The following is an 18,161-nucleotide window of genomic DNA, read 5'->3' as shown; positions in this document are numbered from 1 at the left end:
CCGGGGCCGGGGGCGTCACCGGCGGCGACGCCCCTCGACCCCCGACGGCTGCCGATCAGAAGTCGGCGTCGGTGCCCGTCCAGCCGTCGACGACGTCGATCACCTTGCTGGAGCGGCCGCGGTCGCGCATGCCACCGGCGACGGACGCGAGCTGCGCCTCGTTCAGCTCGGCGCCGGCAGCGGGGATCTCGGTGATCGTGGTGTTGCGCATGGGTGTGGTCTCCTTCGTTGGATGCGTCGGACCGTCCGACACGAACCACTGTGCCGGGGCCCGGTTGGAATCGGCTGGCAGCCCGCTTCACCCGACTTGCACGGCACTGGTAAGTCACTGGCAAGTGCGCCGCATACGCTGGGACCCATGCCCGGACCGAGCACCGCCTCCCCACCCCCGACCTCCGTCTACCTGCAGGTCCTGGGCCCCGTCCGGGTACTCGTCGGCGACGAGGACGTCTCGGTCGGCGGCCCGGTGCCGCGCGCGCTGCTCGCCCGGCTGGCGATCGCCGCCGGCGAAGGGGTGTCCGACGACGCACTGATCGACCACCTCTGGGGCGCCGCACCGCCCCGCACCGCGAAGCTGACCCTGCAGGGCTACGTGGCACGGATCCGCAAGATCCTCGATCCGCACCGTCCCGGCAGCCTGTCCCGGGTGCTGACCCGACGCGGCAACGGCTACGCCCTCGAACCCGACGCCACCGACTGGCAGCAGTTCACCGCGTTGTCGGCGGAGGGCAGGCACCTGCTCGCCGCCGGTGACGCATCCGGTGCAGCCGACGTCCTCGACACCGCACTGGACCACTGGCGCGGCGACGCCTACGCGGACGTCGCCGACTCCGACGCGATCGCGGTCGAGGCCCGTCGCCTCGACACCCTGCGTCTCGACGCCGTCGAAGACCGGATGGAGGCGGCGCTGGCCCTCGGCGACCACGGGGCCGCCGCCGCGCACCTCGACGTGTTCACCCGGAAACACCCTCTGCGCGAACGCGCCTGGGAGTTGCTCGCCCGGGCGCACTACCGGGCGGGTCGCCCGGGCGACGCGCTCGACGCACTGCGCCGCGCCCGGGAGACGCTGGCCGAGGAACTCGGCACCGATCCGCGGCCGAGCCTGCTGTCGTTGCAGGCGTCGATCCTCGCGCACGACGACGTCCTGACGCCCCCGATCCCGAGCGCGGCACCGATCGCGGCCACCGCGCCCGCGGCGCCGGACCCGTTCGCGCACAACATCCCCCTCGCACTGACGCCCCTGGTCGGGCGCCGCGGGCAGCTCGCCGAGGTGGGCGAACTGCTGCGCACCCATCGCATGGTCACGCTGACCGGGGCCGGCGGCATGGGCAAGACCCGGCTCGCCCTCGAGGTCGCGCGGATCAGGTCGGACACCGACGGTCCCTGGCTGGTGGAACTGGCCGGCGCCCTCGACAGCAGCCAGGTCGCGGACGCCCTCGCGACCGCGCTGGGCCTGACCGTCTCGGGCGGCGTCGACGCCCTCGCCGACGTGCTGCGCGGGCGGGAACTGCTCCTGGTCCTCGACAACTGCGAACAGGTGGTCGATCCCGCCGCGGCCGTCGCGACCGCGATCCTGACCCGCTGCCCGGCGGTCCGCATCCTCGCAACCAGCCGCGAACCACTGTTCACCACGGGCGAATTCGTGTACGAGGTGCCCCCGATGACCGACGGGGAGGACGTGCAGCTGTTCGTCGCACGCGCCGCCGCCCAGATCGGGACGTTCGCCCCCGACGCGGAGGAGCGCGACCTGCTGACCCGGCTGTGCGCCGAGCTCGACGGGATGCCGCTCGCGATCGAACTCGCCGCCGCCCAGTGCCGGACGCTGTCGGTGCGCCAGCTGATCTCGCACGTCGACGACCGGTTCGCGCTGCTGCGCGGCGGACCGCGCACCAACGCCCGGCACACCACCATGCTCGCGGCCGTCGAGTGGTCCTACCAGACCCTCACCGAATCGCAGCGGCGACTGTTCCAGTCGCTCGCGGTGTTCGAGGGCGGGTTCGACCTCGACGCGGCCCGGCTCGTCGTCGGCGACGCCGCCCTGCTCGGCGATCTCGGTGCCCTGGTGGACAAGTCCCTGGTGTCCGTCACCGGTGGCGACCCGCGCCGCTACCGGATGCTCGAGACGATGCGCGGCTACGCCGCCCGGGTCCGGGATCCGGAACAGACGGCGCTCCTGCGCCGCAACCACACTCGCTGGATCTGCGACCTCGCCGATGCCGCGTTCGTCGGCCTGCGCGGTCCCGACAGCTCCCGCTGGATGCGGCGCCTCGACCTGGACTTCCCGAACGTCCGTGCGGCACTGGACGCGACCGTCGACGACCCCGACACCTACCTGCGGATCGCCGGCGGAATCTGCTGGTACTGGTACCGCGGTGGACACGTCGCGGAGGCGATCACCCGGTTGTCGCCGGCACTGGCATCGGCCGGTGGACAGATCGACCCGGTGTCGTCACCGGTGCGGGTCCGCGCGGTCGCGGGCGCCGCCGTCATCCACTACCTGGCCGGGGACCTGCCCGGCCTCTTCACCGCGTTGGGGTTGCTCACCGACCTCGCCGCGACGGTTGCCGATCCGGTGAGCCGGGCGGACGCCGAATCGACGTTGGCGTTCTTCGAAGCCGGTTCCGGGTTGATCGAGCAGGCGCGGGCGCACGCGCAGGCCTCACTCGAGTTCGGGCTCCGCGCGGAGCGGCCGTTCACCGCCGCGGAGGCGTTGATGTGCCTGGGTACCGCGGACTTCCGGGCCGGCGAGTACGACGCCGCCGCGGAGCACCTCGACGAGGCGGTTCGCGTCGCCTCCGGGCACGGGTACGGCTGGTGCGAGGCGTCGTCGCTGTGGATCGGCGCGAAAGCCGATCTCGCGCAGGGCCGCTGGGGCGGTCCGGCGGAGGCGAAGCTGGCCCGGATGATCCGGGTGTGCGAGAGCAACGCGGACCTCACCTCGTGGCTGGTGGGGTTGGCGACGCTGGCGTACGCGGCGTTCCGGCGCGGCGACCACGAGACGGCGGCGACGTTGACCGCGGTCGTGGACCGGCAGGGCACCTCGATCGGCTACCGCCCGGCCGCGATGGATCCGGTCGACCTCGCCGCCTACGACGCCGAGCTCCGCGCCGGTCTGTCGCCGACCGAACTCGAGGACGGGCGCGTCCGCGGCGCCGCGCTGGACCGCGACGAGGTGTCCGAGCTGGTGTCGTCGGCGGTGGCCTGACGGGGCCGACCGGCCCCGCCCGTCAGTACCGGTCCCGCTTGGGCTTCTTGTCGGACCGGCCCTTCTCGAACTTGCCCTTGCCCCGGTCACGCTGCGGACGCTGGCCGGGCGGGCCCTGGTCTGGGGTGAGCTGGATCAGGACGCCGGAGATGCGGGTGGCACGCAACGCCTCGAGCGTTTCGCTGCTCAGGTCGGCGGGCAGCTCCACGAGACTGTGGTCGGGCCGGATGCTGATGTGCCCGAAGTCGCTGCGCCGCAGTCCACCCTCGTTCGCGATGGCGCCGACGATCGCGCCGGGCACGACACGGTGCCGCTTGCCGACGGCGATCCGGTACGTCGCCATCTCCTGACCGCTGCGCCCGACCTTCGGGCCCTCGTCGAACCGGCGCGGCGGACGCTCGCGCGGCTCGCGTTCCTTGCGCGGCGGTGCCGGCGGTTCCGGTTCCATCAGGAACGACTCCCCGTCCCGCGACTGCACCGCGAGCGCGGCGGCGATGTCGGCGAGGGGGACGTCGTGCTCGCGTTCGTAGTCCTCGATCAGCCGGCGGAACAGCGCCAGGTTGTCCGAGTTCAGCGACGCCGTGATCGAGTCGCCGAACTTCGCGACCCGCTGCGCGTTGACGTCCTCGACGGTCGGCAGCTGGATCTCGGTCAGCGGCTGCCGGGTGGCGCGCTCGATCGCCTTGAGCAGGTGCCGTTCCCGGGGCGCGACGAACAGCAGCGCGTCGCCGGTGCGGCCCGCGCGGCCGGTACGGCCGATGCGGTGCACGTACGACTCGGTGTCGTGCGGGATGTCGTAGTTGACGACGTGCGAGATGCGGTCCACGTCGAGGCCCCGGGCGGCGACGTCGGTGGCGACGAGGATGTCGAGGGCACCGGACTTGAGCTGACCGATCGTCCGCTCACGCTGCGCCTGCACGATGTCACCGTTGATCGCGGCGGCCGAGAAACCGCGCGCGCGAAGGCGTTCGGCGAGGTCCTCGGTGGCCTGCTTGGTGCGGACGAACATGATCATCGCCTCGAACGGCTCGACCTCGAGGATCCGGGTCAGCGCGTCGAGCTTGCGCTGGTGTGCGACCTGCACCCAGCGCTGGGTGATGTTCGACGACGTCGTCGTCTTCGTCTTGACGGTGATCTCCACCGGATCGTGCAGGTACTGCTTGGAGATCTTGCGGATCGCCGTCGGCATCGTCGCGGAGAACAGCGCGACCTGCTTGTACTCGGGCGTCTCCGCGAGGATCTTCTCGACGTCCTCCTGGAAGCCCATCTTCAGCATCTCGTCGGCCTCGTCGAGGACCAGGTAGTCCAGATGCGAGAGGTCGAGCGTGCCCTTCTCCAGGTGGTCGATCACGCGGCCCGGGGTGCCGACGATGATCTGGGCGCCGCGCCGCAGACCGGACAGCTGCACCCCGTAGGACTGGCCGCCGTAGATCGGCAGCACGTGCAGGCCCGGGATGTGCGCGGAGTACTTGCCGAACGCCTCGGCGACCTGCAACGCCAGCTCCCGGGTCGGAGCCAGCACCAGGGCCTGCGGCCGCTTCTGCTCGGTGTCGATGCGGGACAGGATCGGCACCGCGAACGCGGCGGTCTTGCCGGTACCGGTCTGCGCGAGGCCGACCACGTCGTTGCCCGCCATCAGCGGCGGGATCGTGGCGGCCTGGATCGGCGACGGCGACTCGTACCCGACGTCGGTCAGTGCCCGCAGCACCCGATCGTCGATGCCGAGATCGGCAAAGGTGGTGCTGTCGGTTTCCGGCTCGGGGTACTGCTCGGTGTCACTCATTTCCCCAGGAGTTTAATCGATTGCCGCGGGTCGGGCCGACGCACAGGGGCCGACCCGGAGTAACCCTGATCACGGACCCGGGCACAATGCGGGGCGGAACCACCACCTCGACGTCAGGAGCCCGTCGTGTCCGAGCCGACACCGATCCCCACGCATTGGTACAACATCGCCGCGGACCTGCCGGTCCCGCCGCCGCCGCACCTGCACCCGGGGACCAGGGAGCCGGTCACGCCCGACGACATGGCACCGCTGTTCGCGTCGGCCCTGATCGAGCAGGAGGCGTCGACCGAGCAGTACATCGAGATCCCGGAACCGATCCGCGAGGTCTACAAGACCTGGCGGCCGGCCCCGCTGATCCGGGCCCGCGAGTTCGAGAAGGCCCTGGGCACCCCCGCGCGCATCTACGTCAAGTACGAGGGCGTCAGCCCGGTCGGCAGCCACAAGACCAACACCGCCGTCGCGCAGGCGTACTACAACGCGCAGGACGGCATCACGAAGATCACCACCGAGACCGGCGCCGGGCAGTGGGGCTCCGCACTGTCGTTCGCGTGCGCGAAGTTCGGCATCGACCTCGAGGTGTGGCAGGTGCGCGCCTCGTACAACTCGAAGCCGTACCGCCGGTTCCTGATGGAGACGTACGGCGGCACGGTGCACCCGAGCCCGTCGCCGCTGACCGAGTCGGGCCGCAAGATCCTCGCCGAGCACCCCGACACCCCGGGCAGCCTCGGCATCGCGGTGTCCGAGGCCGTCGAGGTCGCCGCCGCGGACCCGAACGCCCGCTACGCGCTCGGCAGCGTCCTCAACCACGTGGTGCTGCACCAGACCGTCATCGGTCTCGAGGCCGTCGAACAGCTCCGCGCTGCCGGCGAGGAGAACGCCGACGTCGTGTTCGGTTGCGCCGGTGGCGGTTCCAACCTCGCCGGACTGGCGTTCCCGTTCATCCGCGAGGTCCTGCACGGCCGGGCCACGACCCGGATCATGGCCGTCGAGCCGGCCGCGTGCCCGTCGATCACCAAGGGCGAGTACCGCTACGACCACGGCGACGTCGCCGGTCTGACGCCGCTGCTGAAGATGCACACCCTCGGCCAGGACTTCGTGCCGGACCCGATCCACGCGGGCGGCCTGCGCTACCACGGCATGGCGCCGCTGCTCAGCCACACCGTCGAGCTCGGCTACGTCACCGGCCAGGCCGTCGACCAGACCGAGTCGTTCGCCGCGGGAGTGCTGTTCGCGCGGGCCGAGGGGATCGTCCCGGCGCCGGAGTCCTCCCACGCGATCGCCGCGTGCGCGGAGTACGCGAAGCGGCTCACCGAGCCGGAGGTGCTGGTCATCGGGCTGTCCGGGCACGGCATGCTCGACCTGCCCGCGTACCACGAGTTCATGCAGGGCAACCTGGTCTCGACCGTCGGCGACGTGTCCTGACGGCCCAACCCTGCGAGGCGATCTCGGCCGTGCGCACAATGTGTGCATGGTCGAGATCGCAGTGGCCCAGTTCTGTGCGGGCACGGACAAGAACGAGAACCACCTGACGGTGCGCAACCTCGTCGGCGAGGCCGCCGCGCGCGGTGCACGCGTGGTCGTCGCGCCCGAGTACGCGATGTACACCGCCGCACAGATCGACGAGCGACTCGTCGAGGCGGCCGAACCACTCGACGGCCCGTTCGTGTCCGGGTTGCTCGAGATCGCCGCCGAGTTCGGCGTCCATCTGGTGGCCGGGGTGAACGAGGCGCTGGCCGGCGACGACCACGTCTCCAACACCCTCGTCGCGGCCGCTCCGGACGGCACCCTGGCCGCCGTCTACCGCAAGATTCACCTGTACGACGCGTTCGGATACCGGGAGTCGGACGTGATCCGCGCAGGCGAGATCACGGCGCCGGCGACGTTCGTCGTCGACGGTCTGACCTTCGGCATGCAGACCTGCTACGACCTGAGGTTCCCGGAGGTGACCCGGCGGATCGTCGATGCCGGCGCGGACGTGGTCGCGCTGCCTGCGCAGTGGATTCCCGGCCCCCTCAAGGAGGATCACTGGACGACGCTGGTCCGGGCCCGGGCGATCGAGAACACCGTCTACGTGGCCGCCGCCGACCAGCCCGCACGCAACGGCTCGGGACACTCGATGATCGTCGACCCGATGGGTGTCGTGCTGGCCTCGCTCGGTGAGCGGACCGGCACCGCCCGGGCGGAGGCCAGCGCGGAACGGATCGCCGAGGTGCGGCAGCGGAACCCGGCTCTGACGCTGCGCCGGTTCGCGGTCGTCGAACGGTAGGCCGAGCGGCGCGGCGCGGCGTAGCGTCATGAAGTGACATGCTCTATGCCACGCGCGCCGAGGCCGGCCGCGAACTGGCCTCCTCACTCGGACACCTGCGCGGCACCGACCCGCTGGTGTTGGGGCTGCCGCGCGGCGGGGTTCCGGTCGCCGCGGAGGTCGCCGACGCACTCGACGCGGACCTCGACGTGATCGTGGTCCGCAAGCTGGGACTGCCGTGGCAGCCCGAACTCGCGATGGGCGCGATCGGTGAAGGTGGTGTGCGGGTCCTCAACGACGACGTGATCGCCCAGTCGCGGGTGTCCCGGCTGGCGCTCGCGTCGGTGGAGGCCACGGAACGGCGCGAACTCGAACGGCGCGTGCGGATGCTGCGTGGCGACCGTCCGCCGATCGCGCTGGCCGGCCGGACGGTGGTGATCGTCGACGACGGCATGGCGACGGGCGCGACCGCGGCCGTCGCGTGCCGGGTGGCCCGCGCCCAGGACCCGGCCCGGCTGGTGGTCGCGATGCCGGTGTCGTCCCAGGAGGCGATGACCCGTCTGGCCGGCGAGGCCGACGAGGTGGTCTGCCCGATGGTGCCGCGGTGGCTCGGCGGTGTCGGTGGCGCGTACCGGGACTTCCATCAGCTGACCGATCAGGAGGTGAGGGTCGCACTCGGGACGTGATCTTCACCTCACCGGCCGCGCGCCGTTCTGGGCGAACCCACAGTTCTCGGGACCGCGAGTAACAGACACACGAGCTTCACCTCGGCGCATTCGGTCAATCCGGACACCGAAGGTGATGCGTCCAGCCAGAGAGTGTGATGCAATGCACACCCGTACTTGTCAGTAGTCCTGGAGGGTCCTCAGTGCGAGAGTTCGAAGTTCCGCAGTCGTTTTCCATTCCGGACGACGTCTCGATGGCCGACACCGTGTTCCGCTTCGAGAAGGAATGCCCGCAGCACGTCCCCTTCAAGCGGCTCGTCGGCGGGTCCTGGGTCAACGTCACCGCGGCCGAGTTCGCCGCCCAGGTCAAGGACGTCGCCAAGGGCCTGATCGCCTCCGGCATCGAGCTGGGCGACCGGGTCGCGATCCTGTCCGCCACACGGTACGAGTGGGTCGTCCTCGACTACGCGATCTGGACCGCAGGCGGCTGCACCGTCGCGATCTACGAGACGTCCTCGGCCGACCAGGCGCAGTGGATCCTCGAGGATTCCGCGACCGCCCTGCTGGTCGTGGAGACGGCCAAGCACGCCGCGACCGTCAAGGAGGTCGCGGAGGCCGCTCCCGCACTGCGCGAGATGCTGCAGATCGACGCCGGCGCGCTCGACGAGCTCACCTCCCGCGGCGCCGAGATCACCGACGAGGCACTGCACGAGCGCCGCGGCCAGGTGAACGCGACCTCCCCCGCCACGCTGATCTACACCTCCGGCACCACCGGCCGCCCGAAGGGTGTGCAGCTCACCCATGCCAACTTCAGTGCCGAGTCGCAGGCCGTGAAGATCGCGATGGCCGACGCGATGTACGAGGGCCGCAGCACCCTGATGTTCCTGCCGCTCGCCCACGTGTTCGCCCGCGCGATCTCGTTCGGCGCGTTCGACAACAAGGTCACCGTCGGCCACACCTCCGACATCTCGACGCTGATCGACCAGTTCGCGGTGTTCAAGCCGAATTTCATCCTGTCCGTGCCCCGCGTGTTCGAGAAGGTCTACAACACCGCCAAGCAGAAGGCGGAGGACGGCGGCAAGGGCAAGATCTTCGGCAAGGCCACCGACACCGCGATCGCCTACAGCGAGGCCCTCGAAACCGGCGGACCGGGACTGGGTCTCAAGCTCAAGCACGCGCTGTTCGACAAGCTGGTCTACGGCAAGCTGCGGGCCGCGCTCGGCGGCGAGTGCGACCGGGCGGTGTCCGGCGGTGCCGCGCTCGGTGCTCGCCTCGGACACTTCTTCCGCGGCATCGGCGTCCCGGTCTACGAGGGCTACGGCCTGACCGAGACCAGCGCCGCGATCACGGTCAACACCACCTCGGCGCAGAAGGTCGGCACCGTCGGCAAGCCGCTCGACGGTCACGCCGCGAAGATCGCCGACGACGGCGAACTGCTCGTCAAGGGCCCGGTCGTGTTCCACGGTTACTGGCACAACGACGCCGCGACCGCGGACTCCATCCGGGACGGCTGGTTCCACACCGGCGACCTCGGCGCGATCGACGAGGACGGCTTCGTCTCGATCACCGGCCGCAAGAAGGAGATCATCGTCACCGCCGGCGGCAAGAACGTCGCACCGGCCGTCCTCGAGGACGCCCTGCGCGCGCACCCGCTGATCAGCCAGTGCCTGGTCGTCGGCGACGCGAAGCCGTTCATCGGTGCGCTGATCACCATCGACCAGGAAGCCCTGCCCGGCTGGAGGGAACGCAACGGCGTCGCCGCGGACCTGCCGATCGCGGAGGTCGTCAAGCACGCCGACCTCGTCGCCGAGATCGACGCCGCGGTGGCCGAGGGCAACAAGAAGGTCTCCAACCCGGAGCAGATCAAGAAGTACCGCATCCTCGACGTGGACTTCACGATCGAGACCGGGGAGCTGACGCCGACGCTCAAGCTCAAGCGCAACGTCATCCACGAGACCTTCGGCACCGCGATCGAGGCGATCTACTCCTGACGATTCCGCCCCGAACGGGGCGGGCATGTGGCTGAATGGGGCGTTCCCACCGAATCATCGTGTGGGGACGCCCCTTTCACCGTTTTACACAACCCATGAAGGAGACCCGATGCTGCCGCTGCAGGACGTGCTCGTGTTCGACCCCGTCACCTCGCTCCTCAACTCGATCGCGCTGGCGCTCGGCTCGAGCGACGCGGTGATCATGACCTAACGGCCTGACCCGGCCGCAGCCGCCAGCGCCGGCAGCGCACGCGCCGCGGTGGCCCGCCACGAGTGGGTCACCGCGGCCGTCAGATCCGTTGGATCCGGATTGATCTCGACGACGGTCGCCCCCGCCCGCACCGCCCGCACCGGCAGCTCCGCAGCCGGGTACACGACACCCGACGTGCCGACGACCACCATCAGGTCGCAGTTCTCGGCGGCGCCGACCGCGACCCGCCACGACTCGGCGGGCAGATCCTCCCCGAACCACACGGTGCCCGGGCGCACCGGTGCCCCGCACGCGACGCAGGCCGGAGGGGTGATCCGTTCGGCCGGTTCGTGACCCGGCCCCGCGAACCTGACGTCGTCGAGCTCGGCCGGGCGGGCACACGCGCTGCACCGGGGCGCGAACAAGCTGCCGTGCAGGTGCGCGGCCACGGTCGAACCGGCCCGCTCGTGCAGGTCGTCGACGTTCTGGGTCACGACGGTCAGGTCCGTCGCGCGCGCCCAGTCGGCCAGGGCGACGTGGCCCGCGTTGGGCCGCACCCGCCGCACCAGGGCCGCCCGCCACTCGTACCAGGCCCACACCAGCGCCGGGTCCCGCGCCCAGGCCTCCGGGGTCGCCAGCTCCATCGGGTCGAACCGTTCCCACAGTCCGGTCAGTGCGTCCCGGAACGTCGGCACACCCGACTCGGCGGACATGCCCGCACCGGAGAACACCACGACCCGCTGGGCGGAACGGACGGCGTCGACCAGCGCGGGATCCGGTTCAATGGGGGCCATGCCGACGATTGTGCCCGGATACGGTGACGCGCTGCCCTCGTTGCTGCTGGTCGATCCGGCCACGACCGCCGAGCTCCGGCTGTTCGGCGCCCTGCACCTGGCCGGGGTGGCCGCGACACCGGAAGGCCGCCACGGCGCCGGCCAGAAACTCTTCGGCGCCCGCATCGTCGCCGACCCCGCACCGGAGTGGACCGACCTGCGGCGGTTCGTGCGCGCGATCGTCGCGTTCGGACCCAGGGCCTGGGAGGCGACGCTGGGTGCCCTGTCACTCGAACCGTCCGGGTTCGTGCACGGCGGGACCGTGTCGAGCGCGGGCGACCGGCCCGTCACGGTGCTCGGCTGCCTGCCCCTCGACGACCCCGGCCTCACCGACGCGATGCTGGCCGAGACCCTGTCGGTCGCGCAGCGGGCCGCCGGGCTGTCCTGGGGTTGCGGCGGGCGGGGGTAGATCCGCGGTGGGCGGGCGGGGTCAGATCCGCGCCGCGTCCACCATCCGGTGCGCGAGGTCGACATCCCCGAACATCTCCAGCGCGGCCAGGGGTCGGCGCCGCCACACGGCGAGCAGCAGTTCCTCGGCGGTGCCGCGGACCGCGACGTCGCCCTTCGCGTGCCCGGCCTCGACGTGCACACCGTCCGGCCCGAACCCCAGGAGCCACTCGGCGTCGGGGGTGTCGGTGCCGTGCAGGTGAACGGTCTTGCCGTGCAACGCCTGCGGTACTTCCGGCAGCGCCCGCACGAGCATCAGGCGGGCCCACTCGTCGACCCCGTCGGCGGCACCGCGCGCATCGACGGACTCCGGGGCACCGCCGCCGGCCGCGTGCACGGCGTCCGCCGCGTCCACGCGGTGCACCGCCACCTCGTGTGCCTGCCGCCGTGCCCAGAACCGGACCGTGCCCGGTCCGACGAACGTCGGTGCGGCGCGGTCGAAGTCGTGCGCCGACAGTTCCGCGATCACGGCGTCGAGGGCCTCCCGGTACGCGGGCAGGCACTCCGGCCCCCGGGGCAGGGACTCGACGTCGTCACCCGGTGCGAGCGGCGCGTCCGGGCCGGCGGCGAGCGTCGCGGCGACCCAGCGGTGCACCTTGCCGGTGTGCCGGACCACCCGCTCGAGCGTCCAGCCGGGGACGGTCGGGACCGCGGCACCGAGCGCGTCGGCGGGCATCGCGGCGAGACGCAGACCCTCGGTCCGCAACAGTTCCAGGTGTTCGTCCGGCGTCATGACAGCACGCTATCCCGGATGAACGCCGCGACGTCGGACGTGACCCGGCGGTGCACCGGTTCGTGCAGCAGGTCGTGTCCGGCGTCCACGTATTCGGTCAGCCGCGCACCGGGTACCCCGTCGGTCCACGACCGCGTGCCGTCGATCGGCGCGAGGCGGTCGTCGACGCCGTGCACGACCAGGATCGGTGCGTGCACCGCGGCGATCGCACCCGGATCGGCCGCCACGGCTCGCGGCAGGCCGCACAGCACCACCGCGGCGAACCGGGCGGGCTCGACGGCGAGGGCCGCGACCGCCGCCCCGGCGCCGAGGGAATGGCCCATGATCGCGAGCGGCAGGCCGGGCCGCTCCCTCGCGGCGAGGTCGGCGAGGGTCAGCGCGTTCGCACCGAGGTCGGCGATCGGACCGGGGTCGCCGATCTCGCCCTCGGTCAGGCCGTGACCGACGTGGTCGAGCGCCCAGGTCTCGACGCCCTCGCCGGCCAGGGCCCGCGCGAACCGGTGGTAATGACCGCTGTGCTGGCCCATCCCGTGCAGAAACACCAGCCCGGCGACGGGGTCGGCGCACGGCCAGTGGCGGTAGTGGACCTGCCCGGAGACTCCTGCGAAGAACGACACCGCACGATTATCGACGTGACGGGGCCGAGCCCTGTCGGCGGTGTCTGCGATAGTCGGGTCCGTGTTCCTCCTCGACGACGTGATCGTGCACAGCGCCGGCGACCTGACCCAGGCCGCGGACTGTGAGTTCGCGCTGCTGCGCGGGCTCGACCGCAAGCTCGGACGCATCGAGCCGGACGCACCGGAGACGCCCGAGGCGCCGGACCCGATGCTGGCGCGGACGTCGGCGCTCGGAAACGCCCACGAGCGGCGGCGGCTCGACGGTTTCCGCGAGCGGTTCGGCGACGGCGTGGTGTCCATCGAGCGTCCACGCCCCGACTTCGAGGAGCTGACCCGCGCGAACCAGGCCACGATCGCCGCCGCCCGGGCCGGCGCCGACGTGATCTACCAGGGCACGTTCTTCGACGGCCGATTCCTCGGCTACTGCGACTTCCTGGTCCGCGACGACGAGGGCTATCGGGTCGTCGACACCAAGCTGTCGCGGCACGCCCGGGTCCCCGCGCTGCTGCAACTGGCGGCCTACGCCGACGCGCTCGCCGCCGACGGCATCCCGCTCGCCCCGACGGCGAGCCTGATCCTCGGCGACGACAGCACGGTCACCTGTCCGCTGGGCGACATCACCCCGGTGTTCCGGCAGCGCCGCGATGCGCTGGTGCGCCTGCTCGACGACCATGTGCGCGGCGGCGCGCCGGTGTCCTGGGGCGAGGTCCGCGGCTGCGGCCGCTGCACGGACTGCGAACCGCAGGTGACGAGCTCCCGAGACCTGATCCTCGTCGCCGGCCTGCGATCCACCCAGCGGGACAAGCTCATCCGCGGCGGCATCACGACGATCGACGCGCTGGCCGCGGCCGACCGACCCGTCGAGGGCATGAGCGCGCGGACCTTCGAGTCGCTGCGTGGGCAGGCCGCCGTGCAGGTGCGTCGGCGCAGCGACGACGATCCACCGGCGTTCGAGTTGATCGGCGGGGGCGCGGCGCTCGCCGGGATCCCCGCCCCGGACCCCGGCGACATCTTCTTCGACTTCGAGGGCGATCCGCTGTGGGCGGAGGGCGATTCCCCGGAGTGGGGCCTCGAGTACCTGTTCGGGGTGATGGAGTCCGACGGCACCTTCCGGCCGTTCTGGGCGCACGACCGCGCACAGGAACGGCGGGCGCTGCTCGACTTCCTCGACTACGTGGCCGAGCGCCGGAAGCGCTTCCCGCACATGCACGTCTACCACTACGCCGCCTACGAGAAGACCGCGCTGCTGCGCCTGGCCGGCCGGTACGGCGTCGGCGAGGAGAGCGTGGACGCGCTGCTGCGCGAGAACGTCCTGGTGGATCTGTATCCGATCGTGCGGGGCGCGGTCCGGGTCGGCGCACCGTCGTACTCGATCAAGAAGCTCGAGCCGCTGTACATGGACGCCGCGCGCGACGGTGACGGCGTGACCACCGCGGCCGCGTCGATCACCGAGTACGCCGACTACTGCGCGCTGCGCGACCGCGGCGAGGACGCCGAGGCCGCGGACACGCTGAAGAGAATCGAGGACTACAACCGCTACGACTGCCTGTCGACGCTGCGCCTGCGGGACTGGCTGCGCGCCCGGGCCGCCGAACTCGACGTCGCGCCGCGGGAGATCCAGCTGGCGGCGGCCGTCGAGGTCGAACAGCCCGACCCGACCGAGCTGGCCCTGCGCGAGTACGTCGGCGACGCGCTCGCGGGCAAACGCTCCGCCGACCAGCAGGCGGCGGCGCTGATGGCGGCGGCGCTCGGCTACCACCGCCGCGAGCGGAAGCCGTTCTGGTGGGAGCACTTCGCCCGGTTGACCGCCCCCACCGACGAGTGGGCCGACACCGCGGACGTGTTCGTCGCCGAGTCGGTCTCCGTCACCGAGGACTGGCACAAGAGCACCCCCCGGCAGCGGAAGCTGCGCCGGCAGCTCCGGCTCGTCGGCGCCTGGGGGTCCGGATCCACCACTCGGGTCGGCGCCAAGCCGTTCGCGCTGTACGACGCCGCGACCGGGATCGGCTCGTCCGACGGGTCCGCGCGGGGCACCGTCGACGTCACGGTGCTCGCGCTCGCGACGGAGACCGGGCCGGACGGCAAATCCCGCGACGTGGTCGTCGTCGAGGAATTGCAGGGCACCGACACCCACGAGAGCGTGCCGATGGCGTTGGCACCCGGCCGCCCGGTGCCCACGAAGAACATCGAGACCGCGATCGCGGCCCAGGCCGCCGCGATGGCCGGGGTGCTGCCGTCGATGCCCGGCACCGCGGCCGTCGACATCCTGCGCCGGATCCCGCCGCGGACGCGGTCCGGCCGCCCGCTGCCGGTCGCCGATCCCGACGACCGCGCGCCCGCGATCGTGGCGGCGCTGCTCGACCTGGACGACTCCTATCTCGCGGTGCAGGGTCCGCCCGGCACCGGCAAGACGCACACCGGCGCCGCCGTGGTCGCGGACCTGGTGACCCGGCACGGCTGGCGGGTCGGTGTCGTCGCGCAGTCGCATTCGGTGGTCGAGAACATGCTCGACGCGGTCGTCCGCTCCGGAGTTCCCGGTGAGCGGGTCGCGAAGAAGCCCGGGTCCGGTCTCGCCGCGGACCCCCGGTGGACGAAGCTCGAGCCCAGCGGCTTCCCCGAGTTCCTCCGCGAGCACGAGCGGAGCGGCTGCGTGGTCGGCGGCACCGCATGGGATTTCGCGCACGCCGACCGCGTGCCACCGGGGAGCCTCGACCTGCTGGTCGTCGACGAGGCCGGTCAGTTCGCGCTCGCGAACACCGTCGCGGTCGGGATCTCCGCACGTAACCTGCTGCTGCTCGGCGACCCGCAGCAGCTGCCCCAGGTCAGTCAGGGCATCCATCCCGAACCGGTGGACACCTCGGCACTGGGCTGGCTCGCCGAGGGGCACGGTGCGCTGCCGCCGCACCTCGGCTACTTCCTCGACGTCACCTGGCGCATGCACCCGGAGGTGTGCGCATCGGTGTCGGCGCTGTCGTACGAGGGTCGCCTGCACGCCAAGGAGTCGGTGACCACCGGCCGCAACCTCGCCGGCGTCCGGCCCGGCGTCGGCACGCTGTACGTGGACCACACCGGCAACTCGACCCACTCCGAGGAGGAGGCCGCCGCGATCACCGCTGGGGCGCGGTCCCTGGTCGGCACCCCGTGGATCCCCGGCACCGGCGAGGCGGCGCGTCCCCTGGACCAGTCCGAGATCCTCGTCGTCGCGCCCTACAACGCGCAGGTGTCCCTGATCCGCGAGCACCTCGCCGGCGCGGGCCTGGACCGGGTTCTGGTCGGAACCGTCGACAAGTTCCAGGGCCGTGAGGCGGCGGTCGTCTACGTGTCGATGACCGCGTCGTCGGCCGCGGAGGTGCCCCGCGGTATGGGGTTCCTGCTGTCCCGGAACCGGTTGAACGTGGCGATCTCCCGCGGCAAGTGGCGGGCGGTGATCGTCCGCTCCCCCGGGCTGACCGACTACCTGCCGACGACGCCGGCCGGACTGACCGAGCTGGGCGCGTTCATGCGCAGCCACCCGGCCTGAGTCACGCCGTCAGCCGAAGCACCGGCCCTCTCCGCGGTAGGTGGGCACCGTGGTGACGGCACCGTCGGCGTCGACGAGGTGCACGTCGGTGAACCGCTCGCACAGCTCGCCCGCCTTCGCGTGCCGGAACCAGACGCGGTCGCCGATCCGCAGCGCGGAGGCCGCCAGCCCGGTCACCGGGGTCTGCACCTCGCCGGCGCCCTCGTTGCGCAGCAGCGTCAGGCCGGCAGGCCACACCGGGGTCGGGACGCGCGACGCGCCGGCGGGACCGGAGGCGATGTAGCCGCCGGAGAACAGCGTCGCGATCTTCGGCGTCGGCCGTCGGACCGCGGCCAACGCGAAGAACATCGCCGGGCGCGGGGTGAAGGCCCGGTACTTGTCGAACAGGGTCGGCACGAACAGTCCCGACCCGGCGGTGACCTCCGTGACCACGGGGTCGGCGGAGCTGATCTCCAACGACCCGGTGCCACCGCTGTTGACGATCTCCAACCGTCCCGAGACCGCGGCAACCGCGTCGACGACCGTGCCGCGCCGCGTGGACAATTCGGCGGCCGAGGCCTTCTTGACCAGGCGCACCGCGGCGCTGCTGTCGGGCAGGCCGGCGATCTGTGCCTCGTAGAACATCACCCCGACGACCGCGAATCCGCGGGTGACGGCCACCCGGGCCAGGGTCGCGGCGTCCTCGGGGGTGCGCAGCGGGGACCGTCGGACACCGAGGTGCAGCGGACCGATCCGCAGCGAGGCGTCCACGTCGAGGCACAGCCGGGCCCCCCGGACGCCGGCCGCGGCGAGCGCGTCGAGGTGGTCGACGCTGTCGACCATCAGGGTGATCGAGTCCCGCAGGGTCGGGTCGGCGGCGACTTCGGCGAGCGCGGCCCGGTCGACCGTCGGGTAGCCCATCAGCACGTCCCGGGCGCCGGCGCGCACGAGCCAGATCGCCTCCCGCAGCGCGTACGCCATGATGCCGCGGAATCCACCACTCTCGGTGAGCCCCGAGCCGAGGGCGCGTTCGAGGACCGCGCGGGACCGGACGGACTTGCTCGCCACGCGAATCGGCGTACCGCCCGCCCGACGGACCAGATCGGCGAGGTTCGCCTCGAGCGACGGCAGATCCACGGCGGCCAGCGGCGGGTCGAGCGGGCGGGTCGCCGCGTCGAGCCGGGCGACGACCCCCTCGACGGTAGCGGCGTGCGGCTGGACTCCGGGGCGGTCTGTGGTCGCGGTCACGACTGCAGTCAACCACCGAACTGGACGACTGTCCATGTCCGGACGGAATCAGACCTCGACGGCCTTGCCGGTGACCATCTGCACCAGGTCGTCGAGCGATGCGATCACGGCCTCACCGTCGCGGTCGACGAGCCAGCGCAGCACGATGCCGTCGATCACCGCGAGCGCGAACCGCGCCAGGTCCGGAACCGGCTCGGCCCATCGGGTGCCGGTGTGCTCGGCGGAGCGTTCGAGAAACTCGACGGCCTCGGCGTCCATCGTCGAGTACTGCTTGTTCGCGATCGAGCCCGCCAGCTCCGCTCCGGCGGCCTGCTGACGCAGCCCGTACGCGGTGATCTCGTAGGTGAGCAGCTGCCGGTTCGGCGTCGCCTCGATGATCGGCCACATCGCCGACAGCCCGCTGTGCAGCAGTTCCCGCAGCCCGCGCAGGCCGGTCTGGGCCTCGTCGGCGTGCGCCTGCCCGAACGCGTACCGCATCGCCTGACTCAACTGCAGGACCAGCGCCTCGCCCATCGCGGCGACGAGCGCCTCCTTGCTCTCGAAGCAGTAGTGGACGACACCGAGGGAGACGCCGGCCTCCTCGGCCACCGCGCGGATCGTCACGGAACTGACACCGCCACGTTCCGCGATTCCCATCGCCGATTCCACGAGCTGTGCACGTCGTTCGTCCGCCGGAAGCCGATTCAGCATTCGTTGATCCTAAAT

Annotated in this window: 14 protein-coding genes; 7 read left to right on the top strand and 7 right to left on the bottom strand. The window is 71.8% G+C overall.

The window, feature by feature from the left end:
* Positions 1-55 precede the first annotated feature (55 nt).
* Positions 56-211 carry a putative ATP-grasp target RiPP gene (locus ABD951_RS10225; protein ID WP_345344306.1) on the bottom strand — a complete coding sequence of 52 codons (156 nt, stop codon included), beginning with the start codon at positions 209-211 and terminating at the stop codon, positions 56-58.
* Positions 212-358: 147 nt separating this feature from the next.
* On the opposite strand from ABD951_RS10225, the gene ABD951_RS10220 reads away from it, so the two are divergent.
* Positions 359-3,205, top strand: coding sequence for an AfsR/SARP family transcriptional regulator (locus tag ABD951_RS10220; RefSeq protein ID WP_345344304.1), 2,847 nt, complete (start codon positions 359-361; stop codon positions 3,203-3,205).
* A 22-nt stretch (positions 3,206-3,227) separates the two neighbouring features.
* Here ABD951_RS10220 and ABD951_RS10215 read toward each other — a convergent pair whose 3' ends face one another.
* Positions 3,228-4,988 carry a DEAD/DEAH box helicase gene (locus tag ABD951_RS10215; RefSeq protein ID WP_345344302.1) on the bottom strand — a complete coding sequence of 587 codons (1,761 nt, stop codon included), beginning with the start codon at positions 4,986-4,988 and terminating at the stop codon, positions 3,228-3,230.
* Between the two features lie 126 nt (positions 4,989-5,114).
* On the opposite strand from ABD951_RS10215, the gene ABD951_RS10210 reads away from it, so the two are divergent.
* From ABD951_RS10210 to ABD951_RS10195, 4 genes are all read left to right on the top strand, one after another.
* The gene (locus ABD951_RS10210) at positions 5,115-6,410 is read left to right on the top strand and encodes a TrpB-like pyridoxal phosphate-dependent enzyme (RefSeq protein ID WP_345344300.1); all 1,296 of its coding nucleotides are present in this window, start codon (positions 5,115-5,117) and stop codon (positions 6,408-6,410) included.
* Between the two features lie 46 nt (positions 6,411-6,456).
* The gene (locus ABD951_RS10205) at positions 6,457-7,254 is read left to right on the top strand and encodes a carbon-nitrogen hydrolase family protein (protein ID WP_345344298.1); all 798 of its coding nucleotides are present in this window, start codon (positions 6,457-6,459) and stop codon (positions 7,252-7,254) included.
* A gap of 38 nt (positions 7,255-7,292) precedes the next feature.
* A complete protein-coding gene (locus tag ABD951_RS10200; protein ID WP_345344296.1) occupies positions 7,293-7,919 on the top strand; it encodes a phosphoribosyltransferase in 627 nt (208 codons plus the stop codon).
* 182 nt (positions 7,920-8,101) lie between these two features.
* The gene (locus ABD951_RS10195) at positions 8,102-9,889 is read left to right on the top strand and encodes an AMP-dependent synthetase/ligase (RefSeq protein ID WP_345344294.1); all 1,788 of its coding nucleotides are present in this window, start codon (positions 8,102-8,104) and stop codon (positions 9,887-9,889) included.
* A 207-nt stretch (positions 9,890-10,096) separates the two neighbouring features.
* Here the strand turns inward: ABD951_RS10195 and ABD951_RS10190 are convergent, their stop codons facing one another.
* A complete protein-coding gene (locus ABD951_RS10190) occupies positions 10,097-10,873 on the bottom strand; it encodes an SIR2 family NAD-dependent protein deacylase (RefSeq protein WP_345344292.1) in 777 nt (258 codons plus the stop codon).
* Between ABD951_RS10190 and ABD951_RS10185 the strand changes: the two genes are divergently transcribed.
* Positions 10,872-11,321, top strand: coding sequence for a uracil-DNA glycosylase family protein (locus ABD951_RS10185; RefSeq protein WP_345344290.1), 450 nt, complete (start codon positions 10,872-10,874; stop codon positions 11,319-11,321). The two genes, ABD951_RS10190 and ABD951_RS10185, sit on opposite strands and share 2 nt — an antisense overlap.
* 21 nt (positions 11,322-11,342) lie before the next feature.
* Here the strand turns inward: ABD951_RS10185 and ABD951_RS10180 are convergent, their stop codons facing one another.
* Positions 11,343-12,092, bottom strand: coding sequence for a maleylpyruvate isomerase N-terminal domain-containing protein (locus ABD951_RS10180; RefSeq protein ID WP_345344288.1), 750 nt, complete (start codon positions 12,090-12,092; stop codon positions 11,343-11,345).
* Positions 12,089-12,709, bottom strand: coding sequence for an alpha/beta hydrolase (locus tag ABD951_RS10175; RefSeq protein WP_345344286.1), 621 nt, complete (start codon positions 12,707-12,709; stop codon positions 12,089-12,091). Before ABD951_RS10175 ends, ABD951_RS10180 begins: the two co-directional genes overlap by 4 nt.
* Positions 12,710-12,770: 61 nt before the next feature.
* On the opposite strand from ABD951_RS10175, the gene ABD951_RS10170 reads away from it, so the two are divergent.
* Positions 12,771-16,229 carry a TM0106 family RecB-like putative nuclease gene (locus ABD951_RS10170; protein WP_345344284.1) on the top strand — a complete coding sequence of 1,153 codons (3,459 nt, stop codon included), beginning with the start codon at positions 12,771-12,773 and terminating at the stop codon, positions 16,227-16,229.
* Between the two features lie 9 nt (positions 16,230-16,238).
* On the opposite strand, the gene ABD951_RS10165 is transcribed toward ABD951_RS10170, so the two are convergent.
* Complete coding sequence (locus ABD951_RS10165; RefSeq protein ID WP_345344282.1) at positions 16,239-17,456, bottom strand: amino acid deaminase/aldolase; 1,218 nt, start codon at positions 17,454-17,456, stop codon at positions 16,239-16,241.
* A 48-nt stretch (positions 17,457-17,504) separates the two neighbouring features.
* The gene (locus ABD951_RS10160; RefSeq protein WP_345344280.1) at positions 17,505-18,146 is read right to left on the bottom strand and encodes a TetR/AcrR family transcriptional regulator; all 642 of its coding nucleotides are present in this window, start codon (positions 18,144-18,146) and stop codon (positions 17,505-17,507) included.
* Positions 18,147-18,161 lie beyond the last annotated feature (15 nt).

Source organism: Rhodococcus olei (genome assembly GCF_039540555.1).
GTDB lineage: Bacteria > Actinomycetota > Actinomycetes > Mycobacteriales > Mycobacteriaceae > Rhodococcus_G > Rhodococcus_G olei.
Note: the sequence above shows the minus strand (reverse complement) of the source record. Positions and strands in the feature narration are given on the sequence as shown.